The sequence below is a fragment of the Corynebacterium sp. genome (assembly GCF_030532715.1).
Lineage (GTDB): Bacteria > Actinomycetota > Actinomycetes > Mycobacteriales > Mycobacteriaceae > Corynebacterium.
The window spans coordinates 259766-282165 of sequence record NZ_JAUNKO010000004.1; the positions used below are offsets into that span (position 1 = coordinate 259766).

Here is a 22400-nt window from a genome sequence, read left to right on the forward strand (position 1 = left end):
GGTTCGGCGCTGGCTGCTCGGGTTGCGGATTGGGTGCAGGTTGCTCAGGCTGCGGGTTTGGCGCAGGTGGAACCGGCCGGTTCGGCCGCGGCTGTGGATCGGTGTCTGCCTCGGGATCCGGCGCGGGCGCAGGTTGCTCGGGTTGCGGATTCGGCGCGGGCTGCTCGGGCTGCGGGTTGGGTGCAGGCGGGAGCGGCTGGTTTGGCCGCGGCTGCGGATCAGTGTCCGGCTCTGGATCAGGAGCTGGTGCGGGGGTCGTGGGATCCGGATCGTTGGGCTGCTGTGGGCGTGGCGGTTCCGGCCGTGGCGGCTCCGGACGCGGAGCCTCAGGGCTCGGCGTGCTGGATTCGGACGGTTCAACGTGCTGTTCGTCTGTGTTGTTACCCAAAGGCGGATTCGGGGCTGGGGGCTGTGGTTGCGCCTCGGCGCCGGGGTTTTGCTCGTTGGGTTGGCCTGGGACGTCGTCACGCGGGGCAACAATGGTGCTGGTGGGGCCCGGTTGCGGTACCGCGCCTTGCGGATCGCGCGTGTTTTGGTCGGTGCCGGTGCCCGTGCCGGTGGGTTCGGGTTGCCCAGGAGCGGCCGCCCGTGTCGTCGTGGAAACCACCGTCATTGCCGTTGTGGTGCTCACGTTGTCCGGCTGCGGGCGGTACAAACGCGTCGGCGTATTCGCGGAGCCGGTGGAAATGTGGGCGTTGGGTGCGAGGAACGGGTCTCCACGCAAGGCGGCAATGATGGGTGGAAGGTCAGTGGTACCTGGTGCAGTCGGCATCGTGGATGCCGGAGCGGGTGCTGAAAAATAGGAGAGTTGAGATTGAGAAGAGGATGTGGTGTGTTGCATGCCCGCCACAGTTTCTCCCGGTGTGGCCTCAGAAAACTTCCACACAAGAATGCCAATGACCGCTGCGGCGAAACATCCCGCAGCGACAAAGGCGAGAAAGCTTTGGGTCTCCGCTTTCAACGGCGACGCTCCTCAACTACATTGACAGGTAACAAGCTGGTAACAGCGCTGACACTAGCACGGCCAGCGAATCCACCTCAATACCTTCCGTCAAAGTAGGGGAAATACCATGGGAACTTGGGACATGAAAATCTTCGCCGAAGATATCAATGTGGAATTTCTAGACGAACTTTCAGGTCTGGATAACGAAGACATCGTCGAGGCAATCGAAGACGCATGCAAGCTTGTGGTTGGCAGTTCTCAGGTCTCCGAGGATGAGATGCAAAATGGTTTCTGCGCAGCAACAATCGCCGCGATTTGGGCGGGTGCTCCGTATTCCGCTGGTGACGTCGTGGATGAGTACCCATTTATTCGAGAACTTGCTGGTTCTGGCAGCGAAGAGTTGAACGTTTCCGCGGCGGAAGTGTTGGAGCGCGTGGAGGCGGACGAAGACCTCGATGTCTATTTGGAAGCCCTCAATTAGTCCGCATTGCAGCAAAAACGGCCATAGTGAGCCACGTCACTTTGTGACATTAGGCACACTGTTGTCACATCATTCACTCTAGTGCTCGTTCCTGAGAATGTGCCCGCAGTGGCTACAGTAGGGAGGGTACGTTTTCTCAACGCTTCAGGAGCACACTCACGAATGTATAAGGTCGCTGATCTCTCGCTGGCGGAGGCGGGACGCCACCAAATCCGCCTCGCCGAATATGAAATGCCCGGGCTGATGGAGCTTCGCCGGGAGTACGCGGACGAGCAGCCGCTGCGTGGTGCCCGCATCGCAGGCTCCATTCATATGACGGTGCAAACCGCGGTGCTCATTGAAACTCTGACGGCGTTGGGGGCCGAGGTTCGCTGGGCTTCCTGCAATATTTTCTCCACCCAGGACGAGGCTGCGGCTGCGGTGGTCGTCGGTAAGGGCACGCCAGCGGATCCGCAGGGTGTTCCGGTGTTTGCGTGGAAGGGGGAAACCCTCGATGAATACTGGTGGTGCCTCGACCAAATTTTTGACTGGGGTGTGGACAAAGATGGCGCGGAAATACTGCCGAACATGATTTTGGATGACGGTGGGGACGCCACCATGGCGGTCATCCGCGGCACGCAATTCGAGGAGGCCGGACTAGTCCCGCCCGTCCAAGACGGCGACTCCGATGAGTACATTGCCTTTTTGGGCATGCTGCGCGCTTCCTTAGAGCGAGACGCGACCCGCTGGACGCGTATTGGTAAGGCCGTCAAGGGCGTGACGGAGGAAACGACTACGGGTGTGCACAGGTTGTACCATTTCGCGGAGGAGGGTGTGCTTCCGTTCCCTGCGATGAATGTTAACGACGCCGTGACGAAGTCGAAGTTCGACAATAAGTACGGTACTCGGCATTCCTTGATCGACGGGATTAACCGCGCCACCGACATGCTCATGGGCGGCAAGAACGTGCTGATCTGCGGTTACGGCGACGTCGGCAAGGGCTGTGCGGAGGCGATGGCTGGTCAGGGTGCGCGAGTGAAGGTAACGGAGGCGGATCCGATCAACGCGCTGCAGGCGCTTATGGATGGCTTCCCAGTGGTCACCGTGGATGAGGCGATCGCCGACGCCGATATCGTGATCACCGCGACCGGAAACTTGGGCATCGTTTCCTTTGAGCAGATGCTGAAGATGAAGGATCACGCCGTGCTGGGCAACATCGGGCACTTTGACAATGAGATTGATATGCATTCGTTGTTGCACCGCGATGATGTCAGCCGGTTGACCATTAAACCGCAGGTGGACGAGTTTACGTTGCCGAACGGTAGGTCCATTATCGTGCTGTCCGAGGGGCGGTTGCTGAACCTGGGTAACGCTACGGGGCACCCGAGTTTTGTGATGTCTACCTCTTTTGCGGATCAGACCATCGCGCAGATTGAACTGTTTTGCAATGGGGAGAAGTACCGCAACGAGGTGTATCGCCTGCCGAAGATTCTCGATGAAAAGGTTGCCCGCATCCACGTCGAAGCTTTGGGCGGGACGCTGACTGAACTGACGAAAGAGCAAGCTGAGTATATCGGCGTCGATGTCGCGGGCCCCTATAAGCCGGAGCACTACCGCTACTAATGATTGTTGCAATTGAAGGCATTGACGGCGCAGGTAAGAATACGCTGGTCCGCGCCTTAACTGAGCGTATCGACGCCCGGGTGCTCGCCTTTCCGCGCTACGATTGCTCGATCCACGCGCAGCTGGCCGCGAAGGCATTGCACGGCCAGATGGGTGACCTGCTGGACAGCGTCCATGGAATGGCAACTTTGTTCGCACTCGATCGGTTCGGCGCTAAGAGCGAATTAGTTGCCGACGCCGGACTGTTGTTGTTGGATCGTTATGTTGCATCCAACGCTGCGTATTCGGCCGCACGTTTGAATGATGACGCGGTAGTCGAATGGGTGTCCGAGCTTGAGTTTGGCACGTTGGGGCTACCCGTGCCGGACTTGCAGGTGCTGCTGGACACGCCAGTCGTGCTCGCTGCTGAGCGGGCGGAATCGCGTGCGCAGCAGGATAGTACGCGGGCGAAGGACGCATATGAAGTCGATGGCGGCTTGCAGTCTCGAACAGCTGATGCATATCGTCGGCTGGCGTCGCGGAATTGGGTTTCCGAGTGGTTGATCGCCCCGCACGACGCCGACGCGGGGGCTGTAGCAGAGGTGATCCTCCACCGTTTTGGAATGTAGTGTGCAACTATAGGAGCCATGAACGCAACTATTCTTGTCGTCGATGATGACCCCGCAATCTCGGAGATGTTGTCCATCATCTTGGAGTCTGAGGGCTTTAATATTGTCGCGGTGATGGACGGAGCGGAAGCTGTGTCTACGGCCGAACGGGTTCAGCCGGACCTTATCTTGTTGGACTTGATGCTGCCGGGGATGAATGGCATTGACATTTGTCGTACTATTCGGCAGACCTCAAGTGTGCCGATTGTGATGTTGACGGCGAAGACCGACACCGTGGATGTGGTGCTCGGGCTGGAATCCGGCGCCGATGATTATGTGAATAAGCCTTTTAAGCCGAAGGAATTGGTCGCCCGCATTCGTGCGCGTCTGCGCCGGACCGAGGATAATCCCGCTGAGGTGATCGAAATTGGTGATCTCACTGTCGATGTGCCCGGCCATGTGGTGACTCGAGGCGGCGAGGAGATTCAGCTCACCCCGTTGGAGTTTGATTTGTTGCTAGAACTTGCGAGTAAACCGCGCCAGGTGTTTACCCGTGAGGAATTATTGGAAAAGGTGTGGGGTTACCGCCACGCTTCTGATACTCGCTTGGTCAACGTGCATGTGCAGAGACTGCGCGCAAAGATCGAGAAGGATCCGGAGAATCCTCAGATTATTCTCACGGTAAGGGGCGTGGGCTATAAGACAGGATTTGGCGAGTAGTCCATCGTGGTTGCGGACGTCCGGCGGAAGTTTTTCCTTCTCCGCCACCAAGTAGTGGAACTCTGGCGCACGTCTCTGCAGGTTCGCGTCATCGGTTCGATTTTGGCTGCCACCGTGCTGGTGGTGGCCGTGCTTGGTTTGTTCATGGTGAACGTGGTTGCCCAGCGGTTGGTGGACGCCAAGCTGGAGATCGCGAACTCGGAGATTGACCGCGCGCGCATTGCCGTGGAGCAGCAAATCGCCGCTACGGACTCTTCCAACTCGTTGCAAACTCGCGTGAATTCCGCCCGTGCCGCGCTGGCCAACCGCAACGGTTCCGCTGCGGACCCGTCCACGGTGTTCGAGCCAGTGCTCATCGTTGACGATGGCTCTGACATCACCTCACCGGAGGGTTACCAAATCCCAGAACGGTTGCGTCATTTTGTTAGCGAGGGCCAAGTGTCTTCCCAATTTGCCACCATTAACCGGGTGGACGGCAACCCGTATAAGGCGCTGATTATTGGGTCCCCGACAGATTCAGATATCCCCGGCCTGCAGGTGTATCTAGTGATGCCGCTGGAGGCGGAGGAATCGACGCTCGCGCTGATGCGGGGCTTGCTTTCGGCAGGTGGTGTGGTCCTTGTGGTGCTCATCGTGGGCATCGCTTGGTTGCTCACACAGCAGGTCACCGCCCCGGTGCGTTCCGCGAGCCGCATTGCCCAGCGTTTCTCTGCTGGTCATTTGCGGGAACGCATGGTGGTGGAAGGCGAAGATGAGATGGCTCGCCTGGCGTTGAGTTTTAACACTATGGCCGAGAACTTGTCCAAGCAGATTCACCAGCTGGAGGAGTACGGCAATCTGCAGCGCCAGTTCACCTCGGACGTGTCGCACGAATTGCGCACTCCGCTGACTACGGTGCGCATGGCGGCGGACATGATCGCGGACAATTCGGATTCGTTGGACCCGTACACGCAGCGCGCTAGCCAGCTTATGGTCCGCGAGCTGGACCGTTTTGAATCGTTGCTCAATGACTTGTTGGAGATTTCTCGGCATGACGCTGGCGTGGCTGATCTTTCCGAAAGCCAGACGGACATTAAAACGTGCGTTGCCGCCGCCTGGAAGCAGGTGCATCACCTTGCGGAGAAACTGGGCGTGACGGTGACGTTCCGCCAGCCGGAGGGGCCGGTGCCGGTGACGGTGGATTCCCGTCGCATCGAGCGCATCTTGCGAAATCTGCTTGCGAACGCAATTGACCACAGTGAAGGCAAGCCAGTGGAGGTTGACGTGGTGGCCACTGACGACGCCGTGGGTATCGCCGTGACTGACCATGGCGTGGGCCTCAAACCCGGCCAGGAAGAGCTAGTGTTCAACCGCTTCTGGCGGGCCGACCCGGCGCGCGTGCGTCACTCTGGTGGCACTGGGCTCGGCCTTGCCATTGCGCATGAGGACGCCCTGCTGCATGGCGGTACGTTGGACGCGGTCGGTGAGCCGGGCAGAGGCTCGCGGTTCCGGTTGACGTTGCCGCGTCAGCCGCAGGCCCCCTACAAGGAAAGCCCCATCCCGTTGGAGTTGCCGCCCCCGCCGGGGCCGAAGCACGCGGCCCCGTCGTCGACGAAGGAAGTGAGCGTATGAAGAGGATCGGCGTAGTGGTGTTCGCGGCGTCGATACTCGTGGGGTGCACGACAGTGCCGGGGGACTCCGCGCCGCAAGCGTTGCGTTCTTTCACGCCGGCGCAGACGAGTACGGCGGCCTCGGGTCCGGCGGTGGGCAGAGAGCCGGATTTGCTGTTGCGCGACTTTTTCGCGGCTTCGGCGGTGCCTACGCAGCGGCACCAATCGGCACGCGCCTTCTTAACCAAACGTATGGGTGAGGAGTGGGATGATCAGTCCACGACGATGATCCTGGATCGCATTGACCTGAATGCCAAACCGGGCGCCTCAAACGACGCCATTTCCTACGTGGTGCGCGGCACGGTGGTCGGATCGCTGGGCACGGGTGGGGTGTACCGTCCCGACCACGGCGATTATGAAACGGTGATCGAACTGCAGCGCGAGGAAGGGGAATGGCGTATTTCCGGCCTGCCCGCCGGGGTCATTATGGAGCGCTCCGAGATGCGCAACAATTACCAGCCCTACCACCTGTTTTTCTTCGATCCCACCGAGAAGTTTCTGGTGCGCGACCGGCGTTGGGTGTACAACGGGCAGGCGAGCCTGGACACCGCGCTGATTTCACTGCTGATGGAAGGCCCGCAGGGCCCGCTCGCTCAGGGTGTGATGACGAAGGTGCCGAAAAACGCCGCGTTTACCGGCAAACATGAAGGCAAATACACGTTTACCGGCTTGGGTGAGCTCGACGAGGAAGCGCGCCATCGATTTACCGCACAGCTGACTTGGACGCTGGCTTCCGCGGGCGTCAACGCGCCGTATAGCGTGGATTTCGACGGCTCGCAGGAAACCGACATCACAGTCGAAGATGTGGCTGAGTTTAACCCTAATGCCGACGACGGTGCGATTGTTCCCCTGTATGCGCTGAGCAGCGGTTCCCTCTACACGGTGGATTCCTCGCGGGCGGCACCGGTGAGCGGCAAGTTCGGGACCTCCGGTGCGATTGAGTCCGCGGATGTGTCCTCCTCGGCGGGCGTGACCGCAGCCGTGCTGAAACGCGGCGAAGGGGAGGACCGTAAATCCACGCTGGAGTTGGCTCGGCAAGATGGCCAGGTGACCGAGGCGTTGCAGGCGCGATCGTTGTCTCGGCCCACCTTCGAGCATGATGGGACGGCGTTGTGGACGGTGTCTGACGGCAAGCAGATTATCCGGGTGGCGCGTTCCACAACTACCGGGGAGTTGGCTCAGATTGAGGTGGACGCCTCCGAGCTGGACAATTCGGAGGAACCGATTAGCGTGCTTCGCCTGTCTCGAACCGGCGTGCGCGTCGCGATGATTATGGGTGGCCGGGTGTACGTGGGCACCGTGGCGCGCCCTACCGCTGGTGAGCGCAAGATTGTGGATGTGATCGAGGTGGCGCCCACCATTGGCGATACCGCACTCACGTTGGATTGGCAGCACGACGATTCGTTACTCATCGGTACCGCGAGCTCGGAAGCGCCGGTGTGGCGCGTGGAGGTGGATGGCTCCGCGTTGTCCTCACTTCCCACCGGAAATGTGACCGCCCCAGTGGTGGCGATCGCGGCGTCCGCAAACACGGTGTACATCACGGATTCCCGCGCTGTGCTGCGGCTTCCCACCTCCGCCGAGGGCACTGCCTTTTGGCGGGAGGTGCCCGCGCTGCAGGGCACGCGGGCGGCGCCGGTGGTAGCGAATTAATGGAGCTGTTGCTGCCGCAAAGCTGCGCGGGGTGCGGGGTTGCGGGGTCGCGTCTCTGTGCTGCATGTAGAACGCGGTTGCGTCAGCCTCCGTATCGGGTGGCCACGCAGGTGGACCCACTGGTGCCGGTGTGGGCGCTGGCACCCTACGCCGGGGTGCACCGGCAGGTGATCCTGGCGATGAAGGAACGTGGGCGGATGGATATTCGGCCAGACATTGGGGCGGTGCTCGGGGCTGCCGTTCGGTTTCTCGTGGCCCGCGGCGAGGCGGACGGTGGGGCAGTGTTGGTGCCGGCGCCGACGCGGCGTCGAAACGCGCGGCTTCGGGGCGGGGATCCGGTGACGGCGATCTGCCAAACGAGCGGTTTTGCCACCTGCTGTTGCCTCGAACACAGTGCTGGGGTGCGGGATTCCGTGGGGTTGTCGCCGGTGCAGCGGCGGGCGAATCTGGCGGGCGGGGTGCGGCTCAAATCGGCCGTAACGTTGCCGCGTGTGGCGTTGCTCGTGGACGACGTTGTTACTACGGGGGCAACGGGGGAAGCGGCCGTAAACGTGCTGCGTAGCGCGGGTGTGCAGGTCACGGGTGTATTGGTTGTATGTTCGGCATAACTCGTGGCGCGATGGTTATGACCAGAGGTATTCTGAAAGTGCAGTTCACCGTTGGACGCTGTGAGTAAATCCGCTCACAGTGTGCGGTGGCCCGATACCGGGAGGTAAGAGCACGTGACCAGACCTGCTGATAGCAACGTTCTGCGCCCCGAAACTCAGGTGAGTATCACTGGACGGAATGTGGAAGTGCCGGAGCATTTCGCTGAGCGAGTCCAGAAGAAACTTGCCAAGATCGAGCACCTCGATCCGACCCTCACCTTCTTCCATGTGGAGCTTCAGCACGAGCCAAATCCGCGCCGCGCTGATGAAAGCGACAAGATTCAAATCACGGCGACCGGCAAGGGGCATATCGCCCGTGCCGAGGCGAAGGAAGACAGCTTTTATGCGGCGTTGGAAACCGCCCTTGCCCGCATGGAGCGTTCGCTGCGGAAAGTGAAGGCTCGCCGAAAGATTAGCCGTTCTGGGCACCGCGCGCCCCTGGGTGCGGGTGCGTTGGCGGCGGAGCTTGTCAACGAGGTAGCGCCGAAGGTTGAGGCGAAGGGGGAGTTCGATGAGGACCCCTACGCAGATGCCGTCACTGATGTCATGCCTGGCCAAATTGTCCGCACCAAGGAACACCCCGCGACGCCGATGAGCGTGGATGATGCGCTCAGCGAGATGGAGCTGGTGGGGCACGATTTCTACCTGTTTGTGAATGAGGAAACGGGCCGCCCGTCGGTGGTGTACCGCCGCCACGCGTTTGATTACGGCTTGATTAGCCTGGCAGCTGAGGAGTAAGATTTTTCAAGTTTTACTGAACTTTCTATTGGGCCCGCCTCCGTGTGGAGGCGGGTTCGCTGCTGAGTGGGCCAGGGAGTAGAATGGCCGGGACTGTTGATAAAAACCCTCAATTTTTGTAAGGACTTAAAGCCCGTGTTTGGACTGTCCAAAATCCTGCGAATTGGTGAAGGCCGCGCCGTGAAACGCCTCCAGAGGATTGCCGACGCTGTGATCGATTTGGAAGCGGAATACTCTGGGATGAGCGATGCGCAGCTCAAGCGTCAGACCGCAGAATTCAAGGATCGTCTGGCCGCCGGCCAAGACCTTGATGACATGCTGCTGGAGGCCTTTGCCGTTGCCCGCGAAGCCTCGTGGCGTGTGCTGGGGCAGAAGCATTACCCCGTGCAGATTATGGGTGGGGCGGCGCTGCATTTTGGCAACGTGGCCGAGATGCGCACCGGTGAAGGTAAAACCTTGACCTGCGTGCTTCCCGCATACCTTAACGCGTTGGAGGGCAACGGCGTGCACGTGGTCACCGTGAACGATTACCTGGCTAAGCGCGACGCCGAGTGGATGGGGCGCGTGCACCGCTTCCTCGGGTTGACCACGGACGTGATTTTGTCCGAGATGACCCCGGATCAGCGCCGGGTTGCCTATAACGCGGACATTACCTACGGCACGAACAATGAGTTCGGGTTCGATTATTTGCGCGATAATATGGCGCGTTCTATTGATGAGTTGGTGCAGCGCGAGCACAACTACGCCATCGTCGACGAGGTGGACTCGATTCTTATCGACGAAGCGCGTACACCGCTGATCATTTCCGGCGCGGCGGACGGCTCTTCCGAATGGTATTCCGCGTTTGCGATGATCGTGCCTCGCATGACCCGAGACCTGCACTATGAGATCGATGAGCGGAAGCGCACCATCGGTGTGAAGGAAAAGGGCGTGGAGTATGTCGAAGATCAGCTTGGCATTGACAACCTGTATGCCCCAGAGCACTCCCAGCTGGTGAGTTACCTGAATAACGCGATTAAGGCGAAGGAGCTGTTCGCCCGCGACAAGGACTACATCGTGCGCAACGGTGAGGTCATGATTGTTGACGAATTCACGGGCCGCGTGCTGGCCGGGCGCCGCTACAACGATGGTATGCATCAGGCCATCGAGGCCAAAGAGGGCGTGGAGATCAAAAACGAGAACCAAACCTTGGCCACTATTACCCTGCAGAACTATTTCCGCCTGTATAAAAAGCTGGCCGGGATGACGGGTACCGCGGAGACGGAAGCTTCCGAGCTGCACCAGATTTATAAGTTGGATGTGGTGCCGATTCCCACGAACCGCCCCAATCAGCGGGAAGACCTCACCGACCTGGTGTACAAAACCCAAGAAGCGAAGTTCGCGGCCGTGGCCGACGATATCGCCGAGCGTTCTGCCGCGGGTCAGCCGATCTTGGTGGGTACGACGTCGGTGGAGCGTTCCGAGTACTTGTCGCACTTGTTGCAGCGTCGGGGCATTAAGCACCACGTGCTGAACGCGAAGTACCACGACAAGGAAGCCGAAATTGTGGCCCAGGCTGGTTTGCCAGGCGCGGTAACCGTGGCCACCAACATGGCCGGCCGCGGTACTGACATCGTGTTGGGCGGCAACCCGGATATCCTGGCCGACTTGAACTTGCGTGCGCGCGGCTTGGACCCGGTGGAAAGCCCGGAGGAATATGAGGCGGCGTGGGATGAGGAAATCACCCGCATGAAGAAGCGTTCCGCCGAGTTGGCGGAACGGGTGCGCGCCGCTGGCGGCCTCTACGTGTTGGGTACGGAACGCCACGAGTCCCGCCGTATTGACAACCAGCTGCGCGGTCGTTCCGGCCGCCAAGGCGACCCGGGCACCACTCGCTTCTACCTTTCCATGCGTGATGAGCTCATGGTGCGGTTCTCCGGTCAGTCCATGGAGGCGATGATGAACCGCCTCAATGTGCCGGATGATGTGCCGATTGAGGCGAAGATGGTCTCCAGCGCGATCAAGGGCGCGCAGACCCAGGTGGAGAACCAGAACTTTGAGATGCGTAAAAACGTGCTCAAGTATGACGAGGTGATGAACGAGCAGCGCAAGGTAATTTACCGCGAGCGCCGCGAAATCCTCGATGGCCGCGATGTCCGCGACCAAGTCCAAAGCATGATTGAAGAAACGATCGAGGCCTATGTGGACGGCGCTACCGCCGCTGGCTACGTGGAGGACTGGGATCTGGATGCGCTGTGGAATGCGTTGGAGAGCTTGTATGGGCCGTCCATGAGTTGGGAAAGCATGCTCCAGGGCGCCGAGTACGGCGGCCCGGGCGAATTGTCTGCGGCGGATTTGCGCGACGCGCTTATCGATGACGCGCACAAGCAGTACCAGGCCTTGGAATCCCAGGTGGCAATGATCGCCGGTGAGGGACACATGCGTGCGATTGAGCGCATGGTAATCCTCAACGTGGTGGATAAAAAGTGGCGCGAACACCTCTACGAAATGGACTACCTGAAGGAGGGCATTGGCCTGCGCGCGATGGCGCAGCGTGACCCGTTGGTGGAATACCAAAAAGAGGGTGGCGATATGTTCAACGCGATGAAAGACGGCATCAAGGAAGACACCGTCCGTGAGCTGTTCTTGTTGCGCAAGCAATTCGTGCCCGACATGGAGGCGGCGGGTAGTGCCGACGTGAATAACGACGGCAAGGTTGACGCGAGCGACCTTGGTATTCGCCGCCAAGACCCCCGGAACCTGCGCATGAGCGGCCCTGCCGAAGTCTAGGAATAGGACAACACGCCTTGGAGGCGTTTCGCGCACCTTGTCACAGGACGCGGAGCGCCTCCAACGTGATGTTGCCGGCTTCACCGAACCGTAATTTCGCTGCGTAGGCGAAGGTTTCCCCGGCGAGGTTGCACGCCCCGCAGATGCTCACCGTGTTGGCGCCGGTGCGGTGCGCGTGGATCGACCGGATGCTGGCGTTGCCGCGCTTTGTCCAAACCTTGCGGCGGGCGGCGAGGTGGCGGAGTACGGCGGGGGAGTAGCGCTGCGTCGATAAGGACGATAGTGGTTTGCGTCCGGCTGCTACGTCGAGGGCGCCCATGATGAGCCGGTGGACTACTTGTTCATTGCGCGGCGGCGATGGGTGCGGTGGGCGGGGCGGGTGCGAGGAAGGCGATTGCTGCGTTGCTTGGGTTGGTTGCGAAGCTGGATCCGGCGCGCCGGGTTGCCAGATTTTCAGGTGGTTAAGTCCAGGTATTGCGGTGAGCATCTGTGTGTTTCCCCCAAGAAGCCACAAGAATTTATATTGTGCACGGTGACAATTGTGTGTATTCGGGCTAGTTTTACTATGACACGAATTGCGGGCGGATGCGCGCTGAATTCAGAGCGAAGGAGAATGCAAGGTGCGAGGCTTAGTCGTTGAGTATGGCGGCGTGTTAGACGGTTCGGACGAAGATCAGCGCAGGTGGCGCAACCTGTTAGCCACCGCCCGCGCCCAGGGCGTGGGTACGGTTATCCTTTCGAATGAGGAAGACCCAGCGAAGATTGCGGCGATGCAGGCGCTGCGTGCCGACGGCGTGGTGGACGCCGTGGTGTTGTCCAAGGACACGGGGATTGAGAAGCCGGAGCCGGAAGCGTTCCAGATCGCGGCGGACGTGGTGGAATTGGATCGGCGCGATTGTGTGCTGGTGGATAGCGAGATTCTGAACGTGCGGGCTGCGGTGGACGCGGGCTTGGTGGGGGTGTATTACCAGCAGTTCGATCGTGCGGTCGTGGAGATCACGGGTTTGTTCGGCATTGAGGGCGAGTTCTAGTGCGCGTATATATCCCAGCCACGTTCGGCATTCTTGATCAGCTGCACGATTCCGGCGTGTTTGCGGCGACCTCTGGATGGGGGTTCGCCGTCACCCCCGCATTGTTGGATTTTTATACGTCCGGGGATGAGGACGAGATTGCCCATATCGCATTCGATGAGGCGGCGCGGGCGTCGTTACGCTTGTTGGCGGGCGGGGAGTCTCCGTTTCCGCATCGGCGCGTGGTGGTGACTGCCGAGCTGCCGGATTCACAGGTGACGTTGCTGCCGGAGCAGGGGGAGTCGGTGGTGAAGTTGTCCCCGGCGCAGGTGGAGTTGGCGCAGGTGGCGGCGATTCACGTGGATGTTGCGGAAAGCGAATCGGCCACCGCGGCGGGGATTGCGGCGGTGGACGCGGCGGATTTGGGCGACGAGGATGCCGAACTGGCGGTCGGTGACGCGTTGGATAACCTGATGGCTTGGTACGACCCAGTAGAGCTTCCGCTATTGGTAGCTTTATTCTAATTTTTGCGGGGCGGCGGATTTCCAAATGAACCTACGTGTGCGTAAGCTACGGTATCGTTACGTCAGTACACGATAGGAGCCTCACATGGCACCAGCCCTCCCCCACGATGGTTTGCGCGCTTTGCGGAGTGCGCTGCGGCGCTTTACTTCGCCTTTGCTGCCCGACGATTACACGCAGCTTGTGAACCCGCTGTGGTCGCAACGCGAGCTACGCGGCCGAATCGAACGTGTGGACAGGCCTACCCCCGATACCGTGAGCTTGAGCATCCGCCCGGGGTGGGGCGTGCCCGTGGACTTTCACGCCGGCCAATACATTGGCATCGGCGTGCCTATCGACGGCCGCTACACCTGGCGTAGCTATTCATTAACCTGCGCTCCCCATCCTGATGGCGACGTATTGACCGTGACGGTGCGCGCGGTGGAGCGCGGCAAATTATCCAACCATCTGGTGGGCACCGCGGTGCCCGGCATGGTGGTGCGCCTGGCGGCCCCCGCCGGGGATTTCCACCTCACCGACCCGGTACCGGACAAACTTTTGTTTGTCTCGGCGGGTACCGGGATTACCCCGATCATTGGCATGCTGCGGACCCTGGTCGACCGCGATCAGCTGGGCGACGTGGTGGTGGTGCATTCGGTGCGGCACCGCGGCGACCTGCTGTTCGGGGACGTGCTGGACGCGCTACCGGTGCCGGTGCATGTGCAGGTGACCAGCGAAGACGGCCGCCTCAGCGTGGACGATATTGAAGCACTAGTTCCGGATGTTTCCGAGCGTGTGATCTACGCCTGTGGCCCGGCCGAAATGCTTGACGATTTCGAAGCCCGCTGGCCGGATGTGCGCACCGAACGTTTCACTTTAGATCGGGCATCGGACGCCACCGGAGGGGAGATTACGTTCGGGGATCGTGCCACGGTGACGGCCGACGGCGCCACCACAATTTTGGAAGCGGGTGAAGGCGCCGGGGTGCAGTTGCCGTTCGGCTGCCGCATGGGAATCTGTCAAACGTGTGTCCGCCCGTTGGAGGATGGGCACGCGCACGATCTACGCACCGGGGAAACCCATAACCCGGGGGAGCGTATTCGCACATGTGTATGTGTTGCGGCGGGGAACGTACGAATCGGCCTTTAGGAGAATCATGGCAATTGACAATATCCGTGCGTATTCGCACCTGAGCGACGAAGACATTGAAGAAATCGGGCGCCGGCTTGACGCCATCAAGCAGGAAGTAGAAGCCTCCCTCGGGGAGCGCGACGTCGCCTATATTAAAGGCCTCATTCGTTTCCAGCGCGGCTTGGAGGTCGCGGCACGGGCCACGCTGTTGTTTAGCCACAAGCGGGCCTGTTTCTGGGCGGGCAGCGGAATGCTCGCGCTGTCTAAGATTCTGGAAAACATGGAGATCGGCCACAATGTGATCCACGGCCAGTGGGACTGGATGAACGATCCCGAAATCCACTCCACGACGTGGGAGTGGGACATGACGTGCCCGAGTTCCCAGTGGATGCACTCGCACAACTTCGTGCACCACAAGTACACCAACATCATTGGCATGGACAATGACGTGGGATACGGCATTTTGCGCGTGACCCGTGACCGTGCCTGGACGCCGGCCCACGCCTTCCAGCCGGTGACTAACGTGGTGCTGGCCTCGCTGTTCCAATGGGCGATCGCCTTCTACGACGTGGAGCTGGGCCGCTATTTCGCCGGCAAGCAAACCTGGGAGGAGACGGCGCCGCGGTTCTGGGAGGCGGTGCGGAAATCCCGCAATCAGGTGCTCAAGGATTACGCGCTGTACCCCGCGTTGTCCGGGCCGAATTACTTCAATACCGTGGCCGCGAACGCTACCGCCAACTGGCTGCGCAGCGTGTGGGCGTATGCGGTGATCTTCTGCGGGCATTTCCCTGATGAGGCGGAAACCTTTACCAAGGAGCAACTACGCACCGAATCACACGCGGAATGGTATCTGCGGCAAATGCTCGGCTCGGCGAATTTCCATGGCGGCAAGCTCTTAACCATCTTGTCTGGCAACCTCAACTACCAGATTGAGCATCATTTGTTCCCCGACATGCCGTCGAACCGGTTGGCCGAGGTAGGCAAACAGGTGCAGCAGTTGGCGGAGGAGTTTGATTTGCCGTACAACGTGGATTCCTTCCCCATGCAGTTTTTGAAGGTGCAGCGCACGCTGCTCAAGCTCACGTTGCCGAACCGCTTCTTGGTCGCCTCCCCGCATAATGCGCCGGAGGTGCGCTCCAATAAGGCGTTTACAGAAAATCCTCAGATTGAGCAGCAGTTGCATGTTGGGGCTGATGAGCATGGTGTGCGCCGCGGGTTGAAGAAGGGCCTGAAATTGTTGAAGGCGATTCGTCCGGGCGCGCGCGAAGTAGTGAATTGCTACCTTGGCCGGGGTGTTCGTGGAACGGAGTCGGTCGCGGCGTCGCAACCCGAAAAATTGAGCAAAACTTAATTAGCTGAGAAAAAGCTGAGCTTTCCGTAATTCTCCTGTATGCGTTCACCTGCAGGTTCGCTCACTTTCAATACCTTTTACCATTTGGGGGTAGTGAACCTGAGTTGTTTGTAGGAAAAGTGACAAAATGGCATATTGGGAGCTTCGAGAGCCATCGCGGTGGCCATGAAATACGGAAGGCAAAGCTTTATGTTGCAGCTGAGACTGCGCGCACGAGCGGCGGCGACGCTTCTTGCGATCGTTGCGGTACTGTTCGCGCTTACGGTTCCACCCGCCCACGCGCAAACCCCTATGGGCGTGGAGGTCACCTCGGCTAGTCTCGTGAAGTCAAACGCCAACGGCGTTGTTGCCCGGGAAGGCGAACAAGCGCAGCTATACGTCGGCGACCTCGCCCGTGCAACCATCAGCTTCCGTGTCCTTGAACCTATGCAGGTGCAGGCCGGGGACACGCTGACGGTTACCTTGCCGGACGAGGTCAACCAGTATCGGAGTGCTCCGTTTGCAATGTACTTGGACCGGGATGCGGCCACCCAGGTTGCTATCTGCCAGCCTGAGGAGCGCGCCATCGTGTGCACCGCAAACGAAGAATTCGCTCAACGCGCCGGGGACCAGGCAAACGGTGAAATTTGGTTCGTGGTGAGTGTCGCGCAGCTTGCGGAGCCCACCGAGTTTGTTTTCCAGGTCAATGACGCGGCCGCCGCCGCTGCTGTGCCGTTGGGTGTGAAGGAGCGTGTGCGGGGCTATCAGCCGCAACGCTTTGACAAGGTGTCCACCCCAATTACCCCACAGCATCGGTCTATCCCGTGGTCCGTGCGCTTCAACGGCGGCACCATCGCCGAAGAGCACGGCGTGGCGTTTGACGGGCGCACCGTGCATACCATTGAATTTGAGGATCGGCCGGACCCTGCGCGGCAAGTGCTACCCGCAGCCGAGAATTACCGCAACGTGCTGGGTTCTTGGGCGCTGGCGGAAGCCAACACCGAAGAGCAGCCGACGCAGCAGCAACGCGCCCTTGCCAAGGTGGGGGCTTCCCTTGCGGATGGCTTCACCATGGATGTGAAATTCGCGGGTGACGAGGCTGCGATCATCACCCTCACCGGACCTTTTCGTGCGGACGCGAACTACACGATGAGCGCGCACATGCCCATCCGGGAGGAATTTCACGATCAGGTCTGCGGGTTTGATTACCGCAACGATGTCACGTTGCTCGGGCCAAATTTGGCGGCTACTTCCGCAGCGGTGCGCTGCGGGGATGCTGGGGGTGGCCGTATCACCCTGGCACCCGGGTTTGGTTCCGTGAAGGTGACCAAAACGTTTGACAATCCCGATAATGTGCCCGCCGAGCAATACCTCGACGCGGAATACCAGGTGAAAGTGAAGTACGCGTTTCCGGCTGGTGGCCATGCAGCGGACTACCAGGTGGAAGGTCGGCCGTACGCTGCACCGGGCACGCTCAACGCTGACGGGACCGGTGGGGAGGCGCTGATCACTCTGGTGGGCAAGGATGGGACACTGGCGGGCGAACTGGCGGGCATGCTGCCGGCTGGGACGGCCGTGGAGCTGGTGGAAGTGTTGCCCCGCGTCGCGGGCATTGTGTGGAAAGCGCCGATCATCGAGCCGCAGCGCTTCGATATTGTCAGCATGGAAACCACCGAGGCGCGGCTGGTCAACGGCATCCAAAAGGTTACCGGTGATACCGCACCGGTGAAGATCTTTAAGAAGGTGGAGGGTGACCTGCCCAACCCGCCGCAGTTTTTCGATTTCCTAGTCCAATGCGAAGGTTCACCCGACCGCGATGTGCGCGTGCAGGTGAACAAGGAAACCGGAGTGGGGACCTTCGAGGTGGGGAAAAAGTGCACCGTCACGGAGAAGGACAGCACGGTCCCAGAGGGCTACCGTTGGGACAAGCCGGTAACGCAAACCGTGGAGATCCCGCGGGAGGGCTACACCTTTCAATTTGTGAACACCTATGTGCGCGATCACGGCAACCTTGGGCACTTTACCCTCACCAAGATTGTGGAGGCCGAGCCCGGCGTAGCCGTCCCATCCACCTTTGATTTCGCCTACCGCTGCGAGCGGGACGACACCGACGATGTGTTTACCGGCAAGCTGGAAAAGGTTGCCCCGAATACGCCTGCGCAGTCACCCGGTGTGCCGGAAGGCTTTACCTGCGCCGTCACGGAGATGAACGCCGACGTCGAGGGGGCGGACCTGCAGCTCATCAACCCCGGCACCGTCAAGGTTGGTGAGAACATCACTATCACCAACGTGTACAAGCGCATTGTGCCTCTGGACGGTACGTTTACCGTAAAGAAGATTGTGAAGGCGGAGCCCGGCATGAACGTGCCGGACACCTTCCACTTCGACTACCGGTGTACTAAGCCCGGCGAGCAGGACATCTTGGGCAAAGTCACCGGCGTGAAGGCGGGCGCCACCGGCTCTTCCGCGCGAATTCCGGAGGGCTATCAGTGCACCGTCACTGAACGCGACGCGAGTATCGACGGCGCGGACTGGACGTTGAAGGTTTCCGGCGAGGTCGCCGCGGGCGACGTCGCTACGGTGACGAACACGTACACCCGCCCCGATGGTTCCGTACTGCGCCAGCACTCCAGCCTGCCGTGGTGGATTCTGGGGATCCCGCTGCTCGGCGGTCTCGCGCGCGGTGCTACGGAAAGCGGCGGCGGTTCTGCGGGTGGTGGTGATACCCCAGCTGGTGCGGCACCGCAGGCGGCTGCCACCCACAACGATGTGCAACCTGCCTCAGCTGTGAACGCGAAGACGGTGGGGGAGTCGGCGCGCCCCAGTGTGCTGGCTAGCACCGGCGCCTCCGTGCTCGGCGTGGTGGTGCTCGCCGCGATCGCCGTGGCCGTGGGTGTGTTCCTGATCCGCCGTAACAAGAAGTAGTCGCCTAGGCGGCGGGGGTGGTGTCTTTCGTCCACGTCGCCGAGGTGAACGGCTGGATGCGCTGCTCCTTATCGGTAAGTAGACCCCACAGTCGCACCGCGAGGGCGGCGACAACCACCGCTACAAACATGGGCAGATAGCCCTGCGCTTGCATGTCCGTGAACTCGATGGCGGCGATCATGCCGAACATGGGGGCCGCCATCGTGGTGGACAAAAATGCCGCAGCGCCCATGAGTGCGCATGCACCAAGCGGCACTTGCGGAAACAGGGGATCGATTGCGAGGCCGATGATGGCCCCAATGATCGCACCGAGCGAGAACGCCGGCGTGAGCGTGCCACCCACGGTGCCCACTCGGAAACACACCAGCACCATGCATGCCCGGGCCACCCCGAGGACCACCAGGGTGCCAAGCGGCAAGCCTAACGTGAAAATGGTGTCCGCCGCCCAGCGGCCGTTGGCGCTCACCCCGGGGATGAAGTATGCGGCGGCTGCGACCCCGCAAAACGCGAGGGGCATTTGCCACAGGATCTGCCAATCCAGCGGCCGCGAGGCGGCTGCTGCTCGAGCTGCGATGCCAAACCAATGGCCCGCCATACCAGCTACGAACCCCACGATGATCGCGGCCACCACATTGTGGAAATCTTCCGTGAGCGGCACGGTGTGATAGATAGGGTGCGGGGTGATAAAGAGCCCTGTGGTCGCTACGGCGGTGGCGGAGGTGAGCATGGCAGACACTACGGTGCGGGTAGACATTTCCACGAGTAACAACTCGAGCGTAAACAACGCGCCCGCCAGCGGCAGGTGGAACGATGATGCCAAGCCTGCGCCGGCGGCAGAGGCGATGACAATGCGCCGAGAATGCAAGTCGAGGTGGAACCAGGTGGCGATGCTCGCGGCGGACAAGCCGCCCGCCAACCTGGGCGCGTTTTCCCGGCCGACGGGGGCGCCAGCAGCCACGGAAATCACTTGGATAAACACGCTGCATAAGGTTTCAACCGTGGGCATGAGTCGGCCCTGCATCGCGCCGGGCACCGACACCATTGGGCGGCCGAGTTTGCCCAGCAGGTACCACGCCCACGAAGTGGTAAAGCCGACGAAAATCAAGCTGATTGCCAGCCGTGCGGGGGACACCGCCGAACCCGGATCCAAGGTGACGAGGTGGTTGGTGCCATACACCAACTCCTCCGTCACCACGATGGCGTAGTTCAATCCTGCCACCAACAAGCCGGTGACCGCCCCCGCCAGCACTGCAATTACCGCCAACCGATTCAGCGGGGTTTCTGTCATTGTGCCCCGGTCCACGGCGGGCAGCATGGGTGGCTCAGTGGCTATCCGGTCGTGGTGTGCGTCAATGAGCTTGCGTTCGGTGAGCCCTTGGCCGGAGCTGTCATGGCTGCGGGAATGACCACTACCAACCCACCAGCCCATGCTAGGACCAATCCTCGTTGCTGCGCAGCGCTTGCAACAGGCCCCGCACCGCCGTGGCCCGCCGCGCGCTCGTGTCTGTGAGCGCGTTGAGGCCGCAATCCGGGTCGGTGAGGTGATCGCAGCCGCGCGCGCACTCCTGAACCGCCACCGCAAGATCGTCGAACATGTTAATGATTGTATCCGGCTCGACGTGGGCGAGTCCGAACGAACGAATACCAGGGGTATCAATAATCCAGCCGCCATGCGGCAGCCGCAGCGCCACCGACTGGCTGGAGGTGTGTCGGCCTTTGCCCACGCCGGATACCTCCCCGGTGGCGCGGTCCGCATCCGGCACGAGGCGATTCACCAACGTGGATTTCCCCACCCCGGAATGTCCGATGAGGGCGGTGATGTGGCCATCGACGAATTCTTCTACCCGCGAGATGGGGTCAGTAATGCCGCACACCACCACGGGAACATCGAGTTCCCGAAACTCTGCGGCGAACTCCGCCGGATCCCCCAAATCGGATTTGGTTAAGCAGATGATCGGGCGCACGCCACCGGTGAACGCGGCGATTAAGGCGCGCTCGACAAAGCCGGAGCGTGGCTCGGGATCGGCGATGGCGGACACGATCAACAATTGCTGGGCGTTGCCAACGATGATGCGTTCGTAGGGGTCGATATCGTCCGCTGTGCGGCGCAACACGCTCGTGCGTTCCTCCAGCCGGACGATTCTGGCCAAGCTGCCTGGTCGGCCCGATGTGTCGCCCACCACGGCGACACGGTCACCCACCACAATCGCCGTGCGCCCCAGTTCGCGGGCGCGCATGCACACAATCGGTTCGGTCGCGCCGTCGAGAATCACCCCCCACCGCCCGCGGTCTTTGGTGACCACCATGCCCACCTCGGCTTCGTGATGCGCGGGACGGTCCTTCGTTCGCGGGCGCGAGCCTTTCCCCGGGCGGATTCGAACGTCTGATTCGTCCCACGAACGCCTAGCCATCGGCGGCGTCTCCCCGTTGCTGTCCGGCCTCGCCACGCACCATGTCCTCCCACATGTGAGCGAACCCCGGCAGTGTTTTGTCCGTGGTGGCGATGTTTTCCACCTGGACATCGGGTACGCACAGGCCGATGATTGCGCCGGCGGTGGCGATTCGGTGATCGGCGTAACTACACCAAATGCCGCCGTGGAGTGGTTGCGGTTCGATGAGCAAACCGTCGGAAAGTTCGGTGCAGCGGCCCCCAAGATTGTTGATTTCCCGCGTGAGGGCCGCGAGGCGATTCGTTTCGTGCCCGCGCAGGTGCGCGATGCCGGTGAGGCGAGACTCGCCAGCCGCAAGCGTAGCCAGCGCCGCGATGGTTGGAGTGAGTTCGCCGATATCGCCGAGGTCGATGCTGATGCCCCGCAGTGGGTGCGGTGGGCCGGTGACGGTCAATGTGTCATCCGAAAGCGTGACCGAACAACCCATGGTGGTGAGGATGTCGCGGAAGCTATCTCCGGGCTGGGTGGTGCGGCTCGGCCACTGCGGGATGTGCACGGTTCCACCGGTGACTGCCGCCGCCGCGAGGAATGGCGTCGCGTTGGAAAGGTCCGGCTCGATATGCCACGTGCGTCCCGCGATGGGCCCCGGTTCCACGCGCCACCAAGCGTCGCCAGTGGTGACTTCCACGCCCGCCTCGCGCAGCATCTCCACCGTCATGTCGATGTGCGGGGTGCTGGGAATCCGCTTGCCTTCATGTCGAACACACAAGCCGTCGGTGTAGCTGGCGCCGGCCAATAACAAGCCCGAAACGAATTGCGAAGAAGCGCTGGCGTCGATTGTCACCTCGCCGCCGGTGGGTGCGCCGCCGCTGATGCTAAACGGCAGCGCATTGCCAAGGACGGTTACCCCGAGATCGCGCAGCGCATCCAACATTGTGTCCATGGGGCGCACGCGCGCTTGTTCGTCGCCGTCGAAGTGGGTGTTGCCTTCCGCGAGTGCCGCCACGGGGGGCACGAAACGCATGACGGTGCCTGCCAAGCCGCACTCAATGTCGCCGCCGTGGAGCCGCTGAGGTTGAACCTCCACCGTGGTGCCCGCCACGTTCATTTCTGCGCCTAAGGTTCGTAGCGCGTCCATCATTAGGTCGGTATCGCGGCTGCGTAACGCCCCCACCAGTGTGGAACGCCCGTGCGCTAATGCTGCGAGTACTAGCGCGCGATTCGTCATTGATTTCGAACCGGGCACGCGTTGTTCCCATGCGATGGGGCCGCGCGCCGTGGGGGCGTTCCATAACGGTGTTGCCGACGATATTAATTCACTCAC

At 61.0% G+C, this 22400-nt stretch carries 18 protein-coding genes and 1 pseudogene; 14 read left to right on the forward strand and 5 right to left on the reverse strand.

Annotation, left to right across the window (positions count from 1 at the left end; all coding sequences use genetic code 11):
• Positions 1–961, reverse strand: a pseudogene (locus Q4D83_RS08155) (hypothetical protein); the annotation flags it as partial.
• A 109-nt stretch (positions 962–1070) separates the two neighbouring features.
• Between Q4D83_RS08155 and Q4D83_RS08160 the strand changes: the two are divergent.
• From Q4D83_RS08160 to secA, 9 genes are all read left to right on the forward strand, one after another.
• Positions 1071–1424: a DUF4259 domain-containing protein gene (locus tag Q4D83_RS08160; protein WP_303174580.1), complete on the forward strand. Its 354-nt coding sequence runs from the start codon at positions 1071–1073 to the stop codon at positions 1422–1424.
• Positions 1425–1586: 162 nt separating this feature from the next.
• Complete coding sequence (gene ahcY, locus Q4D83_RS08165; protein ID WP_303174582.1) at positions 1587–3026, forward strand: adenosylhomocysteinase; 1440 nt, start codon at positions 1587–1589, stop codon at positions 3024–3026.
• A complete protein-coding gene (locus Q4D83_RS08170) occupies positions 3026–3634 on the forward strand; it encodes a dTMP kinase (protein ID WP_303174584.1) in 609 nt (202 codons plus the stop codon). Before ahcY ends, Q4D83_RS08170 begins: the two co-directional genes overlap by 1 nt.
• An 18-nt stretch (positions 3635–3652) precedes the next feature.
• Complete coding sequence (mtrA, locus tag Q4D83_RS08175) at positions 3653–4333, forward strand: MtrAB system response regulator MtrA (protein WP_146323849.1); 681 nt, start codon at positions 3653–3655, stop codon at positions 4331–4333.
• A gap of 6 nt (positions 4334–4339) precedes the next feature.
• Positions 4340–5944 (forward strand): MtrAB system histidine kinase MtrB, encoded by a 1605-nt coding sequence (mtrB, locus tag Q4D83_RS08180; RefSeq protein ID WP_303174587.1) that lies wholly within the window; start codon positions 4340–4342, stop codon positions 5942–5944.
• A complete protein-coding gene (gene lpqB, locus Q4D83_RS08185) occupies positions 5941–7635 on the forward strand; it encodes an MtrAB system accessory lipoprotein LpqB (protein WP_303174589.1) in 1695 nt (564 codons plus the stop codon). Before mtrB ends, lpqB begins: the two co-directional genes overlap by 4 nt.
• A gap of 77 nt (positions 7636–7712) precedes the next feature.
• A complete protein-coding gene (locus tag Q4D83_RS08190) occupies positions 7713–8243 on the forward strand; it encodes a ComF family protein (RefSeq protein ID WP_368502205.1) in 531 nt (176 codons plus the stop codon).
• Between the two features lie 114 nt (positions 8244–8357).
• Positions 8358–9020 (forward strand): ribosome-associated translation inhibitor RaiA, encoded by a 663-nt coding sequence (raiA, locus tag Q4D83_RS08195; protein ID WP_303174592.1) that lies wholly within the window; start codon positions 8358–8360, stop codon positions 9018–9020.
• 135 nt (positions 9021–9155) lie between these two features.
• Entirely contained in the window at positions 9156–11789 is a 2634-nt protein-coding gene (gene secA, locus Q4D83_RS08200; RefSeq protein ID WP_303174593.1) for a preprotein translocase subunit SecA, read from the forward strand.
• Between the two features lie 40 nt (positions 11790–11829).
• Here secA and Q4D83_RS08205 read toward each other — a convergent pair whose 3' ends face one another.
• Positions 11830–12276 (reverse strand): Rv3235 family protein, encoded by a 447-nt coding sequence (locus Q4D83_RS08205; RefSeq protein WP_303174594.1) that lies wholly within the window; start codon positions 12274–12276, stop codon positions 11830–11832.
• A 133-nt stretch (positions 12277–12409) separates the two neighbouring features.
• On the opposite strand from Q4D83_RS08205, the gene Q4D83_RS08210 reads away from it, so the two are divergent.
• The 5 genes from Q4D83_RS08210 (at position 12410) to Q4D83_RS08230 (ending at position 18686) form a co-directional block, all read left to right on the forward strand.
• Positions 12410–12820: an HAD family hydrolase gene (locus tag Q4D83_RS08210; protein ID WP_303174596.1), complete on the forward strand. Its 411-nt coding sequence runs from the start codon at positions 12410–12412 to the stop codon at positions 12818–12820.
• Entirely contained in the window at positions 12820–13323 is a 504-nt protein-coding gene (locus tag Q4D83_RS08215; protein ID WP_303174598.1) for a hypothetical protein, read from the forward strand. The genes Q4D83_RS08210 and Q4D83_RS08215 overlap by 1 nt, the downstream gene beginning before the upstream one ends.
• An 85-nt stretch (positions 13324–13408) precedes the next feature.
• The gene (locus Q4D83_RS08220; RefSeq protein WP_303174600.1) at positions 13409–14449 is read left to right on the forward strand and encodes a ferredoxin reductase; all 1041 of its coding nucleotides are present in this window, start codon (positions 13409–13411) and stop codon (positions 14447–14449) included.
• Positions 14450–14456: 7 nt separating this feature from the next.
• The gene (locus Q4D83_RS08225; RefSeq protein WP_303174602.1) at positions 14457–15782 is read left to right on the forward strand and encodes a fatty acid desaturase; all 1326 of its coding nucleotides are present in this window, start codon (positions 14457–14459) and stop codon (positions 15780–15782) included.
• 189 nt (positions 15783–15971) lie between these two features.
• A complete protein-coding gene (locus Q4D83_RS08230; RefSeq protein ID WP_303174604.1) occupies positions 15972–18686 on the forward strand; it encodes a DUF5979 domain-containing protein in 2715 nt (904 codons plus the stop codon).
• A 4-nt stretch (positions 18687–18690) separates the two neighbouring features.
• On the opposite strand, the gene Q4D83_RS08235 is transcribed toward Q4D83_RS08230, so the two are convergent.
• The 3 genes from Q4D83_RS08235 to aroA form a co-directional block, all read right to left on the reverse strand.
• Entirely contained in the window at positions 18691–19974 is a 1284-nt protein-coding gene (locus tag Q4D83_RS08235; protein WP_303174726.1) for a chloride channel protein, read from the reverse strand.
• A gap of 142 nt (positions 19975–20116) precedes the next feature.
• A complete protein-coding gene (rsgA, locus tag Q4D83_RS08240) occupies positions 20117–21097 on the reverse strand; it encodes a ribosome small subunit-dependent GTPase A (protein WP_303174606.1) in 981 nt (326 codons plus the stop codon).
• On the reverse strand, positions 21090–22400 hold the full coding sequence (gene aroA / locus Q4D83_RS08245; RefSeq protein ID WP_303174608.1) for a 3-phosphoshikimate 1-carboxyvinyltransferase: 1311 nt from the start codon (positions 22398–22400) through the stop codon (positions 21090–21092). Before aroA ends, rsgA begins: the two co-directional genes overlap by 8 nt.

Coding starts and splice junctions, on each gene's coding strand:
- Q4D83_RS08160 (WP_303174580.1), top strand. CDS start 1,071: ATGGGAACTTGGGACATGAAAATCTTCGCCGAAGATATCAATGTGGAA.
- ahcY (WP_303174582.1), top strand. CDS start 1,587: ATGTATAAGGTCGCTGATCTCTCGCTGGCGGAGGCGGGACGCCACCAA.
- Q4D83_RS08170 (WP_303174584.1), top strand. CDS start 3,026: ATGATTGTTGCAATTGAAGGCATTGACGGCGCAGGTAAGAATACGCTG.
- mtrA (WP_146323849.1), top strand. CDS start 3,653: ATGAACGCAACTATTCTTGTCGTCGATGATGACCCCGCAATCTCGGAG.
- lpqB (WP_303174589.1), top strand. CDS start 5,941: ATGAAGAGGATCGGCGTAGTGGTGTTCGCGGCGTCGATACTCGTGGGG.
- Q4D83_RS08205 (WP_303174594.1), bottom strand. CDS start 12,276: ATGCTCACCGCAATACCTGGACTTAACCACCTGAAAATCTGGCAACCC.
- Q4D83_RS08220 (WP_303174600.1), top strand. CDS start 13,409: ATGGCACCAGCCCTCCCCCACGATGGTTTGCGCGCTTTGCGGAGTGCG.
- Q4D83_RS08225 (WP_303174602.1), top strand. CDS start 14,457: ATGGCAATTGACAATATCCGTGCGTATTCGCACCTGAGCGACGAAGAC.
- Q4D83_RS08230 (WP_303174604.1), top strand. CDS start 15,972: ATGTTGCAGCTGAGACTGCGCGCACGAGCGGCGGCGACGCTTCTTGCG.
- Q4D83_RS08235 (WP_303174726.1), bottom strand. CDS start 19,974: ATGACAGAAACCCCGCTGAATCGGTTGGCGGTAATTGCAGTGCTGGCG.
- rsgA (WP_303174606.1), bottom strand. CDS start 21,097: ATGGCTAGGCGTTCGTGGGACGAATCAGACGTTCGAATCCGCCCGGGG.